General features: G+C 56.1%; 12 protein-coding genes, 2 tRNA genes and 3 rRNA genes. 16 read left to right on the forward strand and 1 reads right to left on the reverse strand.

Annotated elements, in window-relative coordinates:
• Window positions 1–16: 16 nt before the first annotated feature.
• Both DOCECA_RS00755 and DOCECA_RS00760 read left to right on the forward strand, forming a co-directional pair.
• Window positions 17–736 carry a tetratricopeptide repeat protein gene (locus DOCECA_RS00755; RefSeq protein ID WP_420767592.1) on the forward strand — a complete coding sequence of 240 codons (720 nt, stop codon included), beginning with the start codon at window positions 17–19 and terminating at the stop codon, window positions 734–736.
• Complete coding sequence (locus DOCECA_RS00760) at window positions 736–1,065, forward strand: YqcC family protein (RefSeq protein WP_420767591.1); 330 nt, start codon at window positions 736–738, stop codon at window positions 1,063–1,065. Before DOCECA_RS00755 ends, DOCECA_RS00760 begins: the two co-directional genes overlap by 1 nt.
• 6 nt (window positions 1,066–1,071) lie before the next feature.
• Here the strand turns inward: DOCECA_RS00760 and DOCECA_RS00765 are convergent, their stop codons facing one another.
• The gene (locus DOCECA_RS00765) at window positions 1,072–1,494 is read right to left on the reverse strand and encodes a DUF4124 domain-containing protein (RefSeq protein WP_420767590.1); all 423 of its coding nucleotides are present in this window, start codon (window positions 1,492–1,494) and stop codon (window positions 1,072–1,074) included.
• 400 nt (window positions 1,495–1,894) lie between these two features.
• Between DOCECA_RS00765 and DOCECA_RS00770 the strand changes: the two genes are divergently transcribed.
• The 14 genes from DOCECA_RS00770 (at window position 1,895) to DOCECA_RS00835 (ending at window position 17,339) form a co-directional block, all read left to right on the forward strand.
• Window positions 1,895–3,619: an acetolactate synthase 3 large subunit gene (locus DOCECA_RS00770; RefSeq protein WP_420767589.1), complete on the forward strand. Its 1,725-nt coding sequence runs from the start codon at window positions 1,895–1,897 to the stop codon at window positions 3,617–3,619.
• 2 nt (window positions 3,620–3,621) lie between these two features.
• A complete protein-coding gene (gene ilvN / locus DOCECA_RS00775; protein WP_003176102.1) occupies window positions 3,622–4,113 on the forward strand; it encodes an acetolactate synthase small subunit in 492 nt (163 codons plus the stop codon).
• A 45-nt stretch (window positions 4,114–4,158) separates the two neighbouring features.
• Window positions 4,159–5,175 carry a ketol-acid reductoisomerase gene (gene ilvC, locus DOCECA_RS00780; protein WP_445571315.1) on the forward strand — a complete coding sequence of 339 codons (1,017 nt, stop codon included), beginning with the start codon at window positions 4,159–4,161 and terminating at the stop codon, window positions 5,173–5,175.
• A gap of 145 nt (window positions 5,176–5,320) precedes the next feature.
• Entirely contained in the window at window positions 5,321–6,166 is an 846-nt protein-coding gene (pssA, locus tag DOCECA_RS00785) for a CDP-diacylglycerol--serine O-phosphatidyltransferase (RefSeq protein WP_420767588.1), read from the forward strand.
• Window positions 6,167–6,240: 74 nt separating this feature from the next.
• Window positions 6,241–7,254: a protein-methionine-sulfoxide reductase catalytic subunit MsrP gene (gene msrP, locus DOCECA_RS00790; RefSeq protein WP_434650006.1), complete on the forward strand. Its 1,014-nt coding sequence runs from the start codon at window positions 6,241–6,243 to the stop codon at window positions 7,252–7,254.
• Window positions 7,254–7,877 (forward strand): protein-methionine-sulfoxide reductase heme-binding subunit MsrQ, encoded by a 624-nt coding sequence (msrQ, locus tag DOCECA_RS00795; protein WP_445571316.1) that lies wholly within the window; start codon window positions 7,254–7,256, stop codon window positions 7,875–7,877. Before msrP ends, msrQ begins: the two co-directional genes overlap by 1 nt.
• 550 nt (window positions 7,878–8,427) lie before the next feature.
• A 16S ribosomal RNA gene (locus tag DOCECA_RS00800) occupies window positions 8,428–9,966 on the forward strand.
• 65 nt (window positions 9,967–10,031) lie between these two features.
• Window positions 10,032–10,108: transfer RNA gene (locus DOCECA_RS00805), tRNA-Ile, on the forward strand.
• Window positions 10,109–10,135: 27 nt separating this feature from the next.
• A tRNA-Ala gene (locus DOCECA_RS00810) sits at window positions 10,136–10,211 on the forward strand.
• 250 nt (window positions 10,212–10,461) lie between these two features.
• Window positions 10,462–13,353, forward strand: a 23S ribosomal RNA gene (locus tag DOCECA_RS00815).
• A 154-nt stretch (window positions 13,354–13,507) separates the two neighbouring features.
• Window positions 13,508–13,623, forward strand: a 5S ribosomal RNA gene (gene rrf, locus DOCECA_RS00820).
• The 16S, 23S and 5S rRNA genes sit together here with 2 tRNA genes alongside, the layout of an rRNA operon.
• A gap of 150 nt (window positions 13,624–13,773) precedes the next feature.
• Window positions 13,774–14,433: a paraquat-inducible protein A gene (locus tag DOCECA_RS00825; RefSeq protein WP_434609550.1), complete on the forward strand. Its 660-nt coding sequence runs from the start codon at window positions 13,774–13,776 to the stop codon at window positions 14,431–14,433.
• Window positions 14,420–15,043: a paraquat-inducible protein A gene (locus tag DOCECA_RS00830; RefSeq protein ID WP_434650008.1), complete on the forward strand. Its 624-nt coding sequence runs from the start codon at window positions 14,420–14,422 to the stop codon at window positions 15,041–15,043. The genes DOCECA_RS00825 and DOCECA_RS00830 overlap by 14 nt, the downstream gene beginning before the upstream one ends.
• Window positions 15,036–17,339, forward strand: coding sequence for an MlaD family protein (locus DOCECA_RS00835; protein ID WP_445571317.1), 2,304 nt, complete (start codon window positions 15,036–15,038; stop codon window positions 17,337–17,339). The genes DOCECA_RS00830 and DOCECA_RS00835 overlap by 8 nt, the downstream gene beginning before the upstream one ends.
• The last annotated feature ends 45 nt before the right edge of the window (window positions 17,340–17,384 follow it).

Below are 17,384 nucleotides of genomic sequence, written 5' to 3' on the forward strand. Positions count from 1 at the left end.
GCAAAGAGGGTTTCAAGTGAACAAGTGGTTGATTCCAGCGGTAACCGCCGTGGCTTTGCTCAGTGGCTGTTCCACCGTACAGCGCGGTTCGATTCCGGTCGTCGACTCCGGTACGGCCGTTTCCAATAGCGAGCGAGTCTCGGCCAACGGTGGTTTCCGTCAGACGACGGTCAAACGGCCAGTACAAGGCCAGGCGCAGGCGATTCCCCAAGGGGACACCGGCGTGGTGGTAATGGTGCCGGGAGGTGGCGCCACCACGTCGGCACCGATCAGCAGCACGCCGATCACGCCGGGCCCGATCACGCCTGGACCTATCGAAACCTCGCCGATCAACCAGGGCAGCTACAGCATGCCATCGACGCCGAGCAGTATCCCATCGGCCAGTTCCGGTGGCTTGTCCGCCGATGAGCAACTGGACGGACCGGTATTGGCCCTGTTGACCACGGCGCAACAGCAGCAGGCGGGAGGGGATCTCAACGGCGCTTCCTCGAGCCTCGAGCGAGCCCAGCGTGTTGCGCCGCGTGAGCCGCAGGTTCTTTATCGTCTGGCCCAGGTACGCATGGCCCAGGGCGATGCGCCGCAAGCCGAGCAACTGGCTCGTCGCGGCCTGACATTCTCCAGCGGTCGCCCGGCGCTCCAGGCGAGCCTGTGGGAATTGATCGCCCAGGCTCGCGAGAAGCAAGGCGATTCGGCAGGCGCGGCATTGGCCCGCCAGAAAGCCAAGGTTTCGCTCTGATGGATGTTCGGTTTCCCAAGATTGCCGATCAGCTACTGCTGATCGAGCGAGAGCTGCGGGTCCAGGGCTGGTGGAGTGATGTTTCGCCTTCGGCCGAGGCGCTGGCCAGTGTCGAGCCGTTCGCCGTCGACACCCTGGATTTCGAGCAGTGGCTGCAATGGATCTTTCTTCCGCGCATGAAAGCCATCCTGGAAAACGACCTGCCGCTGCCCAACGCCTCGGGTATTCTGGCCATGGCTGAAATGGTCTATGCCCAACGGCCAGGGCAGGGGACCGAGTTGCAGCGACTGCTGGCACAATTCGACCAGCTGATCGCCGCCGTCAGCTGACGGTACTCACTGGCAGTTCTCGTCGATCTGCGCACGGGTTTCATCGATGCGCTGGCGCCGCTCTTCGTCGGTAAGCCGGCGCATTTCGCCTTCCACCTCTTCCCGTACCCTAGGGTTGTTCTGCAGCTGCGCCAGGTTTGTCCGTGCCTGTTCGCAAAACGCCTTGAGTTGAGCTTCCTGTTCAGCAACCTGCTGTTTTACCTGCTGATCGATGGTTTTCTGGTCGCCAATGACTCCTCCTGAAGCTGGCGCCGCAGGTTTGGGGGCGGGCGTCGCGGATTTGCCCACGGTGGTCGCTTGGACGCCCTCGGGCGGCTGGGCGCCGAAATGGGTCACGCCTTGGGCATCGACCCACTTGAAGATCTGGCCGGCCATGCTCATTGGGCTCAGGCCCACCAACAGGCTGGCCGTCAATAACATCATTCGCATGCTGTTTCCTTGTCCTGGGTTGCGCAATCGAAGCTAACAGAGTAGCCGTTTAAAGGTTTTTTCTTGCGTTCTCATGTGCTTACTTCAATAAAGCACATTGACGACTTGACTTGCAGAGGGCGAAACAGAAGAATCCAAAGTCCGCTGTAGAGGGACTGCCAGAAGCAGACCCACTCGGCAGATCATGAGGCGCACATCCGCGCCGACCTGTTACACCCGCAACGCGTTACCTCGCGCTGGGTGGGAAAGGCCCGCAACACTTGGGACGATCCCAATACTTGCTCAGTCAGTGCTGACGTAGTCGGCGACCACCGTCGCTCATGCTCTGCCGAGAAGTAAACCTATTAAGACCCGTCCCTTTCCCATGGGTCGGTATTCTGGCGTTTTAGAGGTGAACAACGTGGAGCTTTTATCTGGCGGTGAGATGCTCGTCCGCTTCTTGCGTGACGAAGGCGTCAAATATATCTACGGGTACCCCGGTGGTGCTCTTCTTCATGTCTATGATGCCCTGTTCAAAGAACCGGAAGTGACCCACATCCTGGTTCGCCACGAACAAGCGGCCACCCACATGGCTGACGGCTATGCCCGCGCCACCGGCAAGGCCGGCGTGGTTCTGGTGACATCCGGCCCCGGCGCCACGAACGCCATTACCGGTATCGCCACGGCCTATATGGACTCGATTCCAATGGTGATCATCTCCGGCCAGGTGCCCAGCACCATGGTCGGCACCGATGCGTTCCAGGAAACCGACATGATCGGTATCTCCCGGCCGATCGTGAAGCACAGCTTCATGATCAAGCACGCTTCGGAAATCCCGGAGGTCATGAAAAAGGCGTTCTACCTGGCCGAGTCCGGTCGTCCGGGCCCTGTCGTGGTCGACGTGCCAAAAGACATGACCAACCCGGCCGAGAAGTTCGAATACATCTATCCGAAGAAAGCCAAGCTGCGCTCCTACAGCCCGGCCGTGCGCGGTCACTCGGGACAAATCCGCAAGGCTGCCGAAATGCTGCTGGCGGCCAAGCGTCCAGTGCTCTATTCCGGCGGTGGCGTGATCCTCGGCGGTGGTTCTGAGCCCCTGACCGAACTGGCCAAGATGCTCAACCTGCCTGTTACGAATACGCTGATGGGGCTCGGCGCCTACCCAGGTACCGACCGCCAGTTCATCGGCATGCTCGGCATGCACGGCAGCTACACCGCCAACCTGGCGATGCACCATGCCGATGTGATCCTGGCCGTGGGCGCGCGCTTCGACGACCGTGTCATCAACGGTCCGGCGAAGTTCTGTCCGAACGCCAAGATCATCCACATCGATATCGATCCGGCGTCCATCTCCAAGACCATCAAGGCAGACGTGCCTATTGTGGGTCCTGTCGAGAGCGTGCTGACCGAGATGGTCGCGATCCTCAAGGAAATTGGCGAGGCTCCTAACAAAGATGCCGTGGCCAGTTGGTGGAAGCAGGTCGATGAATGGCGTGGTGATCGGGGCCTGTTCCCGTACGACAAGGGCGACGGCAGCGTAATCAAGCCGCAGACCGTCATCGAGACGTTGTGCGAAGTGACCAACGGCGACGCCTTCGTGACGTCGGACGTGGGCCAGCACCAGATGTTCGCGGCGCAGTACTACAAGTTCAACAAACCCAACCGCTGGATCAACTCCGGCGGCCTCGGCACCATGGGCTTCGGATTCCCGGCGGCCATGGGCGTCAAGTTGAGCTTCCCGGACAACGATGTTGCCTGTGTGACCGGTGAAGGCAGCATCCAGATGAATATCCAGGAGCTGTCGACCTGCCTGCAATACGGTCTGCCGGTGAAAATCGTCAACCTGAACAACGGTGTACTGGGCATGGTTCGCCAGTGGCAGGACATGAGCTACGGCAGCCGTCACTCGCACTCCTACATGGAGTCGTTGCCGGATTTCGTCAAGCTGGTCGAGGCCTATGGTCACGTCGGCATCCGCATCACTGACCTGAAGGACTTGAAGTCCGGGCTCGAAGAAGCCTTCGCCATGAAGGATCGACTGGTGTTTCTGGACATCCAGGTCGACACCAGCGAGCACGTCTACCCGATGCAGATCAAAGACGGCTCCATGCGCGATATGTGGCTGAGCAAGACGGAGCGTACCTAATCATGCGACACATTATTTCCTTGCTTCTGGAAAACGAACCGGGTGCTCTGTCTCGCGTAGTGGGCCTGTTCTCACAGCGCAACTACAACATCGAAAGCCTGACCGTGGCACCAACGGAGGATCCGACCTTGTCGCGTCTGACGCTGACCACCGTGGGCCACGATGAAGTCATCGAGCAGATCACCAAGAACCTGAACAAGCTGATCGAGGTGGTCAAGCTGGTGGACCTGTCGGAAAGCGCTCACATCGAACGCGAACTGATGTTGGTCAAGGTCAAGGCCACCGGTGCCCAGCGCGCCGAGATCAAACGCACTACCGATATTTATCGTGGGCAGATCGTCGATGTCAGCGCCAGCGTCTATACCGTTCAGTTGACCGGTACCAGCGACAAGCTCGACAGCTTCATTCAATCGATCGGCACTGCCTCGATTCTGGAAACCGTACGCAGTGGCGTCACCGGGATTGCCCGTGGCGACAAAGTACTGAGCATCTAAACCAAATTAGCGAATGGCCGGAACGGCCGGATATAGGGGAAATTCATGAAAGTTTTCTACGATAAAGATTGCGACCTGTCGATCATCCAGGGCAAGAAAGTCGCAATCATCGGCTACGGTTCTCAAGGTCACGCCCAGGCGTGCAACCTGAAAGACTCCGGCGTTGACGTGACCGTGGGCCTGCGCAAAGGCTCGGCCACTGTTGCCAAGGCCGAGGCCCATGGCCTGGAAGTCACCGACGTGGCTTCCGCCGTAGCCGCTGCCGACCTGGTCATGATCCTGACCCCGGACGAGTTCCAATCGTCGCTGTACAAGAACGAAATCGAGCCGAACATCAAGAAAGGCGCCACCCTGGCCTTCTCCCACGGCTTCGCGATCCACTATAACCAGGTTGTGCCACGCGCCGACCTCGACGTGATCATGATCGCGCCGAAGGCACCGGGCCACACCGTACGCTCCGAGTTCGTCAAGGGCGGCGGTATCCCTGACCTGATCGCGATTTACCAGGATGCGTCCGGCAACGCCAAGAACGTGGCCCTGTCCTACGCTGCCGGTGTTGGTGGCGGTCGTACCGGCATCATCGAAACCACCTTCAAGGACGAGACTGAAACCGACCTGTTCGGCGAGCAAGCCGTTCTGTGCGGTGGTACCGTTGAGCTGGTGAAAGCCGGTTTCGAAACCCTGGTTGAAGCAGGCTACGCGCCTGAAATGGCCTACTTCGAATGCCTGCACGAACTGAAGCTGATCGTTGACCTCATGTACGAAGGCGGTATTGCCAACATGAACTACTCGATCTCCAACAACGCCGAGTACGGCGAGTACGTGACCGGTCCGGAAGTCATCAACGCCGAGTCCCGTCAGGCCATGCGCAATGCCCTGAAACGTATTCAGGACGGCGAATACGCCAAGATGTTCATCAGCGAAGGTGCTACTGGCTATCCTTCGATGACCGCCAAGCGTCGTAACAACGCCGCTCATGGTATCGAGATCATCGGCGAGCAACTGCGCTCCATGATGCCGTGGATCGGTGCCAACAAGATCGTCGACAAAGCCAAGAACTGAGTCGCGAGCTTGATCGAAAAAAACGCGGCCCAGGCCGCGTTTTTTCGTTTGGGCGTCGGCTTCTGGTATAAAGCTGCATCGTTTGGGGTCGAACCGTCGCCCCGGGCACCTGTCGAATTTTTCACACCGTTGCAAGGTACTGTCCATGAGCGAACGTCCCGACGAGCCGAACCAGGCTCCTGACGCCGAAAGCCTGTTGCCTATCGACGAGCATGTCGAAGAGGGGCATGACGCGGAAGGCCGTAAGGTCCGGCATCGTGGCATCTATCTGCTGCCGAACCTGTTTACCACCGCGAACCTGTTCGCCGGTTTCTATTCCATCATCAGCTCCATGAGTGCCCAGGCGGCATTAAGTGCGGGTGACAGCGCTGGGGCGAGTCGCTACTTCGCTTTTGCCGCGATTGCGATTTTCGTCGCCATGGTGCTCGATGGCCTGGATGGGCGCGTGGCCCGCATGACCAACACCCAGAGTGCATTCGGTGCCGAATACGATTCTCTGTCCGACATGGTTGCGTTCGGTGTCGCCCCTGCGTTGCTGGCATTCGGCTGGGCGCTGGGTGACATGGGCAAGGTCGGCTGGATGGTTGCCTTCATCTATGTAGCCGGTGCCGCGTTACGTCTGGCGCGTTTCAATACCCAGGTCGGCACTGCGGACAAGCGCTACTTCATTGGTCTCGCCAGTCCTGCGGCTGCTGGGGTCGTGGCGGGGGTGGTCTGGGCGTTCAGCGACTACGGGATCCAGGGCTCGAAGATGTCGTTCCTGGTCGCATTGTTGGTCGCGGCGGCCGGAATGCTGATGGTCAGCAACATCAAGTACAACAGCTTCAAGGAGCTGGACCTGAAGGGCCGTGTGCCGTTCGTGGCCATCCTGGCCGTAGTACTGGTGTTTGCGGTGGTGTTCAGCGATCCGCCACGTATCCTGCTGCTGGTCTTCCTCGCCTATGCCGCTTCCGGTCCGGTGCAATATTTGTTGCGTCTTCGCCGCCGCTAAATGTTGCCTTAATCTAATTTCCCCCATACTCCGCAGTCTATTGGTGCATCTCCCCCCAATGCTGCGGAGTCGTCATGCTGATCAAGATCCCCAAGTCGTCCGATTGTCATGAGTCGGACGTCACGCCCGAATCCCTTTATCTATCCCGTCGCCAGATGCTGGGGGCCGCCGTGGCTGGCGTCGCCATAAGCAGTCTGCCGCGCTGGGCCGGCGCCGCTGATGTGGCGCGTTATCCCAATGTGGAGCCTGGAAACGCGCCGTCCTGGTTTGCCGATAAGCTGCCTGCTACCCAATGGGATGCGGTGACCGCCAAGGGGGAGGCGATCACACCCTTCAAGGATGCCACCCACTACAACAACTTTTATGAGTTCGGCACTGACAAAGGCGATCCGGCAGCCAATGCGGGATCGTTGAAAACCGAGCCCTGGACCGTAGTGGTGGATGGCGAGGTGGGCAAGCCGGGGCGCTATGGACTGGAAGATTTCATGAAGCCTTATCAGCTCGAAGAGCGTATCTACCGTTTGCGCTGCGTCGAGGCTTGGTCAATGGTCATCCCTTGGATTGGTTTCCCCATATCCGCGTTACTCAAGCAAGTCGAGCCGACGTCCAAGGCCAAATACATTCGTTTTGAAACCTTGCAGGACCCCAAGACCATGCCAGGCCAGCGTTCAGGTTTTGCATTGATCGACTGGCCCTACGTGGAAGGTTTGCGGTTGGATGAAGCGATGAACCCGCTGGCCATCCTGGCGGTTGGCATGTACGGAAGGGAGCTGCCTAACCAGAATGGCGCTCCTTTACGGTTGGTGGTGCCGTGGAAGTATGGCTTCAAGAGCGTCAAGTCCATCGTGCGCATCAGCCTGGTGGGTGAGCAGCCCAAGACCACTTGGCAAAGCATAGCCTCCGATGAGTACGGCTTTTATGCGAACGTGAATCCCACCGTCGATCATCCCCGTTGGACCCAGGCGCGAGAGCGTCGTTTGCCAAGCGGTCTGTTCAGCCCCAATGTGCGCGATACCTTGATGTTCAACGGATACCAGGAGGAAGTGGCTTCTTTATATGCAGGGATGGATCTGAGGAAAGACTACTGATGCGTTTCCTGGCATGGCGGATAGGCGTTTTCGTCGCAGCGGCGATATGGCCATTGCTTTGGCTTTACGAAGCGTTGATGAATTCGTTGGGACCGGATCCAGGCAAGGTGCTGGTGGATCGACTCGGGTTGGGAACCCTGGTACTGCTATTGATCACATTGAGCATGACGCCGCTGCAGAAGCTGACCGGCTGGGCTGGGTGGATTGCCGTAAGACGACAGTTGGGGTTGTGGTGCTTTGCTTACGTCGTGTTGCATCTGGGGGGATATGCGGCGTTCATCCTGGGGTTCGATTGGTCGCAATTAGGCGTCGAGCTGAGCAATCGGCCCTACATCATCGTTGGAGCGCTCGGCTTTCTTGGCCTGCTGGCCTTGGCAGTTACGTCCAATCGTTATAGTCAAAGGCGACTTGGAGCCCGCTGGAAAAAGCTGCATCGGCTGGCCTACCTGATCCTCGGGCTTGGTTTGCTGCATATGTTGTGGATCGTGCGAGCGGATCTCAAGGAGTGGTCGATATATGCCTTTATAGGCGGCGTATTGTTGGTGCTGAGGATTGGACCGGTTGCGCGGCGGATCCCTCGTTTAATCGGCAAGAAGATCCCGTCGGTAATAAAAACGAAATAAAGGGTTGACGGCAAATTCTGGATGTCTATAATTCGCCCCGCTTCCGGCGCAGTCGAAACGGAAAACTCCTTGAGTTTCAACGAGTTAACCAAGTTTCGGTAAGTGCTTTGCTTCAGTTCATCGAAGCGCGGAAGGAGTGGGTAGGCCGGTTTGTTGGGTGCTATCGACGGTTCGATCCTCTCGGTCGAAAGCGGTAAAAAAGAGGTGTTGACAGCAGCGAGTAACGCTGTAGAATTCGCCTCCCGCTAACGAGAGATCGAAAGCGCAAGTGGTTGAAGTTGTTAAGGATTTCCAAGCGAAACTTTGAAAACTTCTTAAAATAACCGCTTGACAGATACACGGGGCGCTGTAGAATGCGCGCCTCGGTTGAGACGAAAGGCTCAACCCACCGCTCTTTAACAACTGAATCAAGCAATTCGTGTGGGTGCTTGTGGAGTCAGACTGCTAGTCAACAGATTATCAGCATCACAAGTTACTCCGCGAGAAATCAAAGATGTAACCAACGATTGCTGAGCCAAGTTTAGGGTTTTCTCAAAACCCAAAGATGTTTGAACTGAAGAGTTTGATCATGGCTCAGATTGAACGCTGGCGGCAGGCCTAACACATGCAAGTCGAGCGGCAGCACGGGTACTTGTACCTGGTGGCGAGCGGCGGACGGGTGAGTAATGCCTAGGAATCTGCCTGGTAGTGGGGGATAACGCTCGGAAACGGACGCTAATACCGCATACGTCCTACGGGAGAAAGCAGGGGACCTTCGGGCCTTGCGCTATCAGATGAGCCTAGGTCGGATTAGCTAGTTGGTGAGGTAATGGCTCACCAAGGCGACGATCCGTAACTGGTCTGAGAGGATGATCAGTCACACTGGAACTGAGACACGGTCCAGACTCCTACGGGAGGCAGCAGTGGGGAATATTGGACAATGGGCGAAAGCCTGATCCAGCCATGCCGCGTGTGTGAAGAAGGTCTTCGGATTGTAAAGCACTTTAAGTTGGGAGGAAGGGCATTAACCTAATACGTTAGTGTTTTGACGTTACCGACAGAATAAGCACCGGCTAACTCTGTGCCAGCAGCCGCGGTAATACAGAGGGTGCAAGCGTTAATCGGAATTACTGGGCGTAAAGCGCGCGTAGGTGGTTCGTTAAGTTGGATGTGAAATCCCCGGGCTCAACCTGGGAACTGCATTCAAAACTGTCGAGCTAGAGTATGGTAGAGGGTGGTGGAATTTCCTGTGTAGCGGTGAAATGCGTAGATATAGGAAGGAACACCAGTGGCGAAGGCGACCACCTGGACTGATACTGACACTGAGGTGCGAAAGCGTGGGGAGCAAACAGGATTAGATACCCTGGTAGTCCACGCCGTAAACGATGTCAACTAGCCGTTGGGAGCCTTGAGCTCTTAGTGGCGCAGCTAACGCATTAAGTTGACCGCCTGGGGAGTACGGCCGCAAGGTTAAAACTCAAATGAATTGACGGGGGCCCGCACAAGCGGTGGAGCATGTGGTTTAATTCGAAGCAACGCGAAGAACCTTACCAGGCCTTGACATCCAATGAACTTTCCAGAGATGGATTGGTGCCTTCGGGAGCATTGAGACAGGTGCTGCATGGCTGTCGTCAGCTCGTGTCGTGAGATGTTGGGTTAAGTCCCGTAACGAGCGCAACCCTTGTCCTTAGTTACCAGCACGTTATGGTGGGCACTCTAAGGAGACTGCCGGTGACAAACCGGAGGAAGGTGGGGATGACGTCAAGTCATCATGGCCCTTACGGCCTGGGCTACACACGTGCTACAATGGTCGGTACAGAGGGTTGCCAAGCCGCGAGGTGGAGCTAATCCCACAAAACCGATCGTAGTCCGGATCGCAGTCTGCAACTCGACTGCGTGAAGTCGGAATCGCTAGTAATCGCGAATCAGAATGTCGCGGTGAATACGTTCCCGGGCCTTGTACACACCGCCCGTCACACCATGGGAGTGGGTTGCACCAGAAGTAGCTAGTCTAACCTTCGGGAGGACGGTTACCACGGTGTGATTCATGACTGGGGTGAAGTCGTAACAAGGTAGCCGTAGGGGAACCTGCGGCTGGATCACCTCCTTAATCGACGACAGCAGCGGCTCCATGAGCTCCCACACGAATTGCTTGATTCATTGAAGAAGACGATTGGGTCTGTAGCTCAGTTGGTTAGAGCGCACCCCTGATAAGGGTGAGGTCGGCAGTTCGAATCTGCCCAGACCCACCAATTTCATGGTGTACCCTGTAGCGATACGGGGCCATAGCTCAGCTGGGAGAGCGCCTGCCTTGCACGCAGGAGGTCAGCGGTTCGATCCCGCTTGGCTCCACCATTACAGATTGGTTCCAACGTTTAAAGCTTAGAAATGAGCATTCCATCCGCGGGATGATGAATGTTGATTTCTAGTCTTTTGATTAGATCGTTCTTTAAAAATTTGGGTATGTGATAGAAAGATAGACTGAACGTTACTTTCACTGGTAACGGATCAGGCTAAGGTAAAATTTGTGAGTGGCTCTTAGAGCCAGATCGAATTTTCGGCGAATGTCGTCTTCACAGTATAACCAGATTGCTTGGGGTTATATGGTCAAGTGAAGAAGCGCATACGGTGGATGCCTTGGCAGTCAGAGGCGATGAAAGACGTGGTAGCCTGCGAAAAGCTTCGGGGAGTCGGCAAACAGACTGTGATCCGGAGATGTCTGAATGGGGGAACCCAGCCATCATAAGATGGTTATCTTGTACTGAATACATAGGTGCAAGAAGCGAACCAGGGGAACTGAAACATCTAAGTACCCTGAGGAAAAGAAATCAACCGAGATTCCCTTAGTAGTGGCGAGCGAACGGGGACTAGCCCTTAAGCTTCTTTGATTTTAGCGGAACGCTCTGGAAAGTGCGGCCATAGTGGGTGATAGCCCTGTACGCGAAAGGATCTTAGAAGTGAAATCGAGTAGGACGGAGCACGAGAAACTTTGTCTGAATATGGGGGGACCATCCTCCAAGGCTAAATACTACTGACTGACCGATAGTGAACTAGTACCGTGAGGGAAAGGCGAAAAGAACCCCGGAGAGGGGAGTGAAATAGATCCTGAAACCGTATGCGTACAAGCAGTGGGAGCCCACTTTGTTGGGTGACTGCGTACCTTTTGTATAATGGGTCAGCGACTTATTTTCAGTGGCGAGCTTAACCGAATAGGGGAGGCGTAGCGAAAGCGAGTCTTAATAGGGCGTCTAGTCGCTGGGAATAGACCCGAAACCGGGCGATCTATCCATGGGCAGGTTGAAGGTTAGGTAACACTGACTGGAGGACCGAACCGACTACCGTTGAAAAGTTAGCGGATGACCTGTGGATCGGAGTGAAAGGCTAATCAAGCTCGGAGATAGCTGGTTCTCCTCGAAAGCTATTTAGGTAGCGCCTCATGTATCACTGTAGGGGGTAGAGCACTGTTTCGGCTAGGGGGTCATCCCGACTTACCAAACCGATGCAAACTCCGAATACCTACAAGTGCCGAGCATGGGAGACACACGGCGGGTGCTAACGTCCGTCGTGAAAAGGGAAACAACCCAGACCGTCAGCTAAGGTCCCAAAGTTATGGTTAAGTGGGAAACGATGTGGGAAGGCTTAGACAGCTAGGAGGTTGGCTTAGAAGCAGCCACCCTTTAAAGAAAGCGTAATAGCTCACTAGTCGAGTCGGCCTGCGCGGAAGATGTAACGGGGCTCAAACCATACACCGAAGCTACGGGTATCACGTAAGTGATGCGGTAGAGGAGCGTTCTGTAAGCCTGTGAAGGTGAGTTGAGAAGCTTGCTGGAGGTATCAGAAGTGCGAATGCTGACATGAGTAACGACAATGGGTGTGAAAAACACCCACGCCGAAAGACCAAGGTTTCCTGCGCAACGTTAATCGACGCAGGGTTAGTCGGTCCCTAAGGCGAGGCTGAAAAGCGTAGTCGATGGAAAACAGGTTAATATTCCTGTACTTCTGGTTATTGCGATGGAGGGACGGAGAAGGCTAGGCCAGCTTGGCGTTGGTTGTCCAAGTTTAAGGTGGTAGGCTGAGATCTTAGGTAAATCCGGGATCTCAAGGCCGAGAGCTGATGACGAGTTACCCTTTGGGTGACGAAGTGGTTGATGCCATGCTTCCAAGAAAAGCTTCTAAGCTTCAGGTAACCAGGAACCGTACCCCAAACCGACACAGGTGGTTGGGTAGAGAATACCAAGGCGCTTGAGAGAACTCGGGTGAAGGAACTAGGCAAAATGGCACCGTAACTTCGGGAGAAGGTGCGCCGGTGAGGGTGAAGCACTTGCTGCGTAAGCCCACGCCGGTCGAAGATACCAGGCCGCTGCGACTGTTTATTAAAAACACAGCACTCTGCAAACACGAAAGTGGACGTATAGGGTGTGACGCCTGCCCGGTGCCGGAAGGTTAATTGATGGGGTTAGCTAACGCGAAGCTCTTGATCGAAGCCCCGGTAAACGGCGGCCGTAACTATAACGGTCCTAAGGTAGCGAAATTCCTTGTCGGGTAAGTTCCGACCTGCACGAATGGCGTAACGATGGCGGCGCTGTCTCCACCCGAGACTCAGTGAAATTGAAATCGCTGTGAAGATGCAGTGTATCCGCGGCTAGACGGAAAGACCCCGTGAACCTTTACTATAGCTTTGCACTGGACTTTGAATTTGCTTGTGTAGGATAGGTGGGAGGCTTTGAAGCGTGGACGCCAGTCTGCGTGGAGCCATCCTTGAAATACCACCCTGGCAACTTTGAGGTTCTAACTCAGGTCCGTTATCCGGATCGAGGACAGTGTATGGTGGGTAGTTTGACTGGGGCGGTCTCCTCCTAAAGAGTAACGGAGGAGTACGAAGGTGCGCTCAGACCGGTCGGAAATCGGTCGTAGAGTATAAAGGCAAAAGCGCGCTTGACTGCGAGACAGACACGTCGAGCAGGTACGAAAGTAGGTCTTAGTGATCCGGTGGTTCTGTATGGAAGGGCCATCGCTCAACGGATAAAAGGTACTCCGGGGATAACAGGCTGATACCGCCCAAGAGTTCATATCGACGGCGGTGTTTGGCACCTCGATGTCGGCTCATCACATCCTGGGGCTGAAGCCGGTCCCAAGGGTATGGCTGTTCGCCATTTAAAGTGGTACGCGAGCTGGGTTTAGAACGTCGTGAGACAGTTCGGTCCCTATCTGCCGTGGACGTTTGAGATTTGAGAGGGGCTGCTCCTAGTACGAGAGGACCGGAGTGGACGAACCTCTGGTGTTCCGGTTGTCACGCCAGTGGCATTGCCGGGTAGCTATGTTCGGAAAAGATAACCGCTGAAAGCATCTAAGCGGGAAACTTGCCTCAAGATGAGATCTCACTGGAGCCTTGAGCTCCCTGAAGGGCCGTCGAAGACTACGACGTTGATAGGCAGGGTGTGTAAGCGCTGTGAGGCGTTGAGCTAACCTGTACTAATTGCCCGTGAGGCTTGACCATATAACACCCAAGCAATTTGTAGACTCGAAAGAGGCCAGATTGCGGTGTTGTGAAGACGAAACGAACCGAAAGTTCGAGATACTCACAAGCAACACGCTATCACATACCCATTTGCTGGAACGTGACCGTAAGGCACGCGCTGGCTACCGAATTTCTTGACGACCATAGAGCATTGGAACCACCTGATCCCATCCCGAACTCAGAAGTGAAACGATGCATCGCCGATGGTAGTGTGGGGTTTCCCCATGTGAGAGTAGGTCATCGTCAAGATTAAATTCCGAAACCCCTATCTGCTGACGCAGGTAGGGGTTTTGTTTTTGCTCGTCATAAAAATCCGCGACGGCTCATGTTAAATTTGCACAGTTATTTTTGAGCCGCAGCACTAGAATAGCCGCACCTTAGTTGAGCCCAGAGCTGTTTATGCCCGATCCGTCAGACATTGATAGGTTGTCAGATCTACCCCTGGACGATCTGGTAGCGTGTCATGAGTGTGACCTGTTGATGCGCAAGCCTCAGTTGGCCGATGGCGAGAAAGCCGAATGCCCGCGCTGTGGATACGAGCTCTACGCCCACCGGCACAATGTGATTGATCGCAGCCTTGCCCTGGTTGTCGCCGCTCTGCTGTTGTATGTACCCGCGAACTTTTTACCCATCATGCAGCTCAATCTGCTCGGACAATCCGCCCAAGACACCGTCTGGAGTGGCGTGGTCGGTCTGTTCGGCACCGGAATGCAAGGTGTATCGGTGGTGGTATTTCTATGCAGCATGGGCATTCCGTTGCTCAAGTTGCTTTGCCAATTGGCTGTACTGCTGACCATCCGCTGGAACGTTGGAAGAAGTTACGGCTTGTTGTGGTATCGCATTTATCATCATCTAAGGGATTGGGGGATGCTCGAGGTTTATCTCATGGGCGTACTGGTTGCCATCGTCAAACTTGCGGACATGGCGGCGATTACCGTGGGGTTGGGCCTGGTGTGCTTTATCAGCTTGTTACTGGTTCAGGTCTGGCTGGAAGTGGTGATGTCACCGCACCAGATCTGGCACGCGTTGTCAGGGGAAGACGTCCATGCGAGCAATTGATGCGGGCATTTTGGTTTGCACTGAATGTCATGAATTGAATCGGCAGGACGACGCCACCCAGAAGCAAGTCTGCACTCGTTGTGGCGCTCGTATTCACCCTCGGCGTCCCAACAGCTTGATGCGGACCTGGGCATTGCTGATCACGGCAGCGATTATCTATATCCCTGCCAACGTACTGCCAATCATGACCATCAACTCGCTCGGCCAGGGCGCGCCCAGCACCATCATGGCGGGTGTTATCGAGCTGGTTCAACACGGCATGATTCCCATTGCAGCGGTGGTATTCATTGCCAGTATCGTAGTCCCCACCTTCAAGTTGGTCGGTATCGCATTGCTGCTGTTTTCCGTGCAACGTCACCAACCCATGTCGGCGCGCCAGCGCATCCTGATGTATCGCTTCATTGAGTTTATCGGCCGCTGGTCGATGCTGGATATTTTTGTAATCGCCATTCTGGTGGCGGTGGTGAATTTCGGCCGGCTTGCCAGTGTCGAAGCCGGTCTTGGCGCCATCGCGTTTGCCAGCGTGGTGATCCTGACAATGATTGCCGCAGTAACCTTCGATCCCCGACTGATTTGGGATAACACGGAGTCGGATGACGACCATGACTGATTTGCCTACTGCTAAAACCCGACCGGCTTCAAATTGGTCGGCCATCTGGGTCCTGCCGTTGATTGCCTTGATTATTGGCGGCTGGCTTGGCTGGCGTGCTTATAACGAGACCGGTATTGAGATCAACGTGCGTTTTGAAAGCGGTGAGGGCATCCAGGTCAACAAGACAGAGGTCGTCTACAAAGGCATGACGGTCGGTAAGGTGAAGGACCTCACGCTTGATGATGAAGGGAATTCGAAGGGGGTCATTGCGACCATCGAGATGAACAAGGAAGTCGAGCAATATCTCAAGACCGGCACACGTTTCTGGCTGGTCAAACCAAGTGTGAGCCTGGCAGGGATTACCGGGTTGGAGACGTTGGTTTCCGGTAATTACGTCGCCATCAGCCCGGGGGAAGGCGAGTCGACTCGCAAGTTCAAGGCCTTGGCCGAAGAGCCCCCGCTGTCTGACGCCAAGCCTGGCCTGCACTTGACGATCAAGGCCGATCGACTGGGGTCGCTAGACCGTGGCAGTCCGGTTTTCTACAAACAGATCCAAGTTGGCCAGGTGAAAAGTTACTCACTGTCCGAAGATCAACGCGCAGTAGAGATCAAGGTCTTTATCGAGCCGACTTATGCCAGCCTGGTCCGCAAGCACACGCGCTTCTGGAATGCCAGCGGCATCAGCATCGATGCCAATTTGTCAGGCGTCAAAGTACGCAGCGAGTCGCTGGCCAGTATCGTGGCAGGCGGCATCGCGTTTGCCACTCCGGAAAACCGCAAGGACAGCCCTCCGACGGATCCAAGCCTGCCATTTCGCCTGTATGAAGATTTCGAGGCAGCCGCCGCCGGGATTCGCGTCAAGGTCAAGCTCAGTGATTTCGAGGGATTGCAGGCTGGCCGTACGCCAGTGATGTACAAGGGCATCCAGGTCGGCAGCCTGAAGACGTTGAAAGTCGATCCGGACCTGTCCAGCGCCAGCGCCGAGTTGACGCTCGATCCGTTGGCGGAAGATTACCTGGTCGCCGGCGCTCAGTTCTGGGTCGTCAAACCATCGATTTCCCTGGCGGGCATCACGGGCCTGGAGGCGTTGGTGAAGGGTAACTACATCGCCGTGCGCCCTGGCGACAAAGGCGGAGCGCCGCAGCGCGAGTTCGAGGCCAGGGCGAAGGCGCCGCCGTTGGACCTTCGTTCACCCGGGCTGCATCTGGTCTTGCTGACCGAAAATCTCGGGTCGCTGGAGGTCGGTAGCCCGATCCTCTACAAACAGGTCAAGGTCGGATCGGTGCAGAGCTACCAGTTTTCCCGCAAGAAGAAGCAACTGATCATCGGAGTGCATATCGAGAAGGAATACGAAGGGTTGGTCAACGGCTCCACGCGGTTCTGGAACGCTAGCGGCGTTACCCTCACGGGCGGCTTGACCGGCGGGATACAGGTCAAGAGCGAGTCCCTGCAAAGCTTGATGGCCGGGGGGATCGCTTTCGAAACTCCTGAGCCGAACGTGCCGCTGAAACGGCGCATCCCCCGGTTCCGTTTGCACGAAGATCGTGAAACCGCGCAGCAACGAGGCACTGTCGTGACGATCAAGGTCGATCGTGCCGACGGTTTGCGCAGCGGCACGCCGATCCGGTTCAAGGGGTTGGATGTGGGCAAGATCGAGGACGTCGACCTGAGCGCCGATATGCAGTCGGTGCTGGTCACCGCACGTATCACCGAAGTGCCCGAGCGTATCGCCCGCACAGGGACTCAGTTCTGGGTGGTCAAGCCTGAATTGGGACTGATGAAGACATCGAATCTGGAAACCCTGGTGACCGGCCAGTACATCGAAGTGCAGCCCGCGACGAAGAACCTGGGGCCGCAGAAAAACTTCGTGGCCTTGGCCGAACCACCCGAAAGTGTTGTTCCCGAAGCTGGCTTGAGCCTGGTGTTGAGTGCCGCCCGACGTGGTTCGTTGAAGATTGGCGTGCCGGTGACCTACCGCGAAGTGACTGTGGGTAAAGTCACAGGCTACGAGTTGGGCCAGACGGCGGACCGGGTGCTGATTCACATCCTGATCGAGCCTAAATACGCGCCACTGGTGCGCAGCGGTACACGTTTCTGGAACAGCAGCGGCTTCGGCCTGGACTTCGGCCTGTTCAAGGGCGCGACGGTGCGAACCGAGTCGCTTGAAACCTTGATCCAGGGCGGTATCGCATTCGCAACGCCAGACGGCGAGCGGATGGGCAACCCGGCACGCCCGGAGCAAACCTTCCCGCTGTTCGACAAGTTTGAAGATGAATGGCTGACCTGGGCGCCGAAGCTCAGTCTCGCCAAGTAAGCTTATCGGATGCAACACCCGTGGCGAGGGAGCAAATTCCCTCAC

Source organism: Pseudomonas sp. E102 (assembly GCF_052660185.1).

Bases quoted from the DNA above. Each gene is read 5' to 3' on its own strand.
- DOCECA_RS00830 (WP_434650008.1), top strand. From the start codon at position 14,420: ATGCGAGCAATTGATGCGGGCATTTTGGTTTGCACTGAATGTCATGAA.
- pssA (WP_420767588.1), top strand. From the start codon at position 5,321: ATGAGCGAACGTCCCGACGAGCCGAACCAGGCTCCTGACGCCGAAAGC.
- DOCECA_RS00760 (WP_420767591.1), top strand. From the start codon at position 736: ATGGATGTTCGGTTTCCCAAGATTGCCGATCAGCTACTGCTGATCGAG.
- msrQ (WP_445571316.1), top strand. From the start codon at position 7,254: ATGCGTTTCCTGGCATGGCGGATAGGCGTTTTCGTCGCAGCGGCGATA.
- ilvC (WP_445571315.1), top strand. From the start codon at position 4,159: ATGAAAGTTTTCTACGATAAAGATTGCGACCTGTCGATCATCCAGGGC.
- DOCECA_RS00825 (WP_434609550.1), top strand. From the start codon at position 13,774: ATGCCCGATCCGTCAGACATTGATAGGTTGTCAGATCTACCCCTGGAC.
- DOCECA_RS00835 (WP_445571317.1), top strand. From the start codon at position 15,036: ATGACTGATTTGCCTACTGCTAAAACCCGACCGGCTTCAAATTGGTCG.
- ilvN (WP_003176102.1), top strand. From the start codon at position 3,622: ATGCGACACATTATTTCCTTGCTTCTGGAAAACGAACCGGGTGCTCTG.
- DOCECA_RS00765 (WP_420767590.1), bottom strand. From the start codon at position 1,494: ATGCGAATGATGTTATTGACGGCCAGCCTGTTGGTGGGCCTGAGCCCA.
- msrP (WP_434650006.1), top strand. From the start codon at position 6,241: ATGCTGATCAAGATCCCCAAGTCGTCCGATTGTCATGAGTCGGACGTC.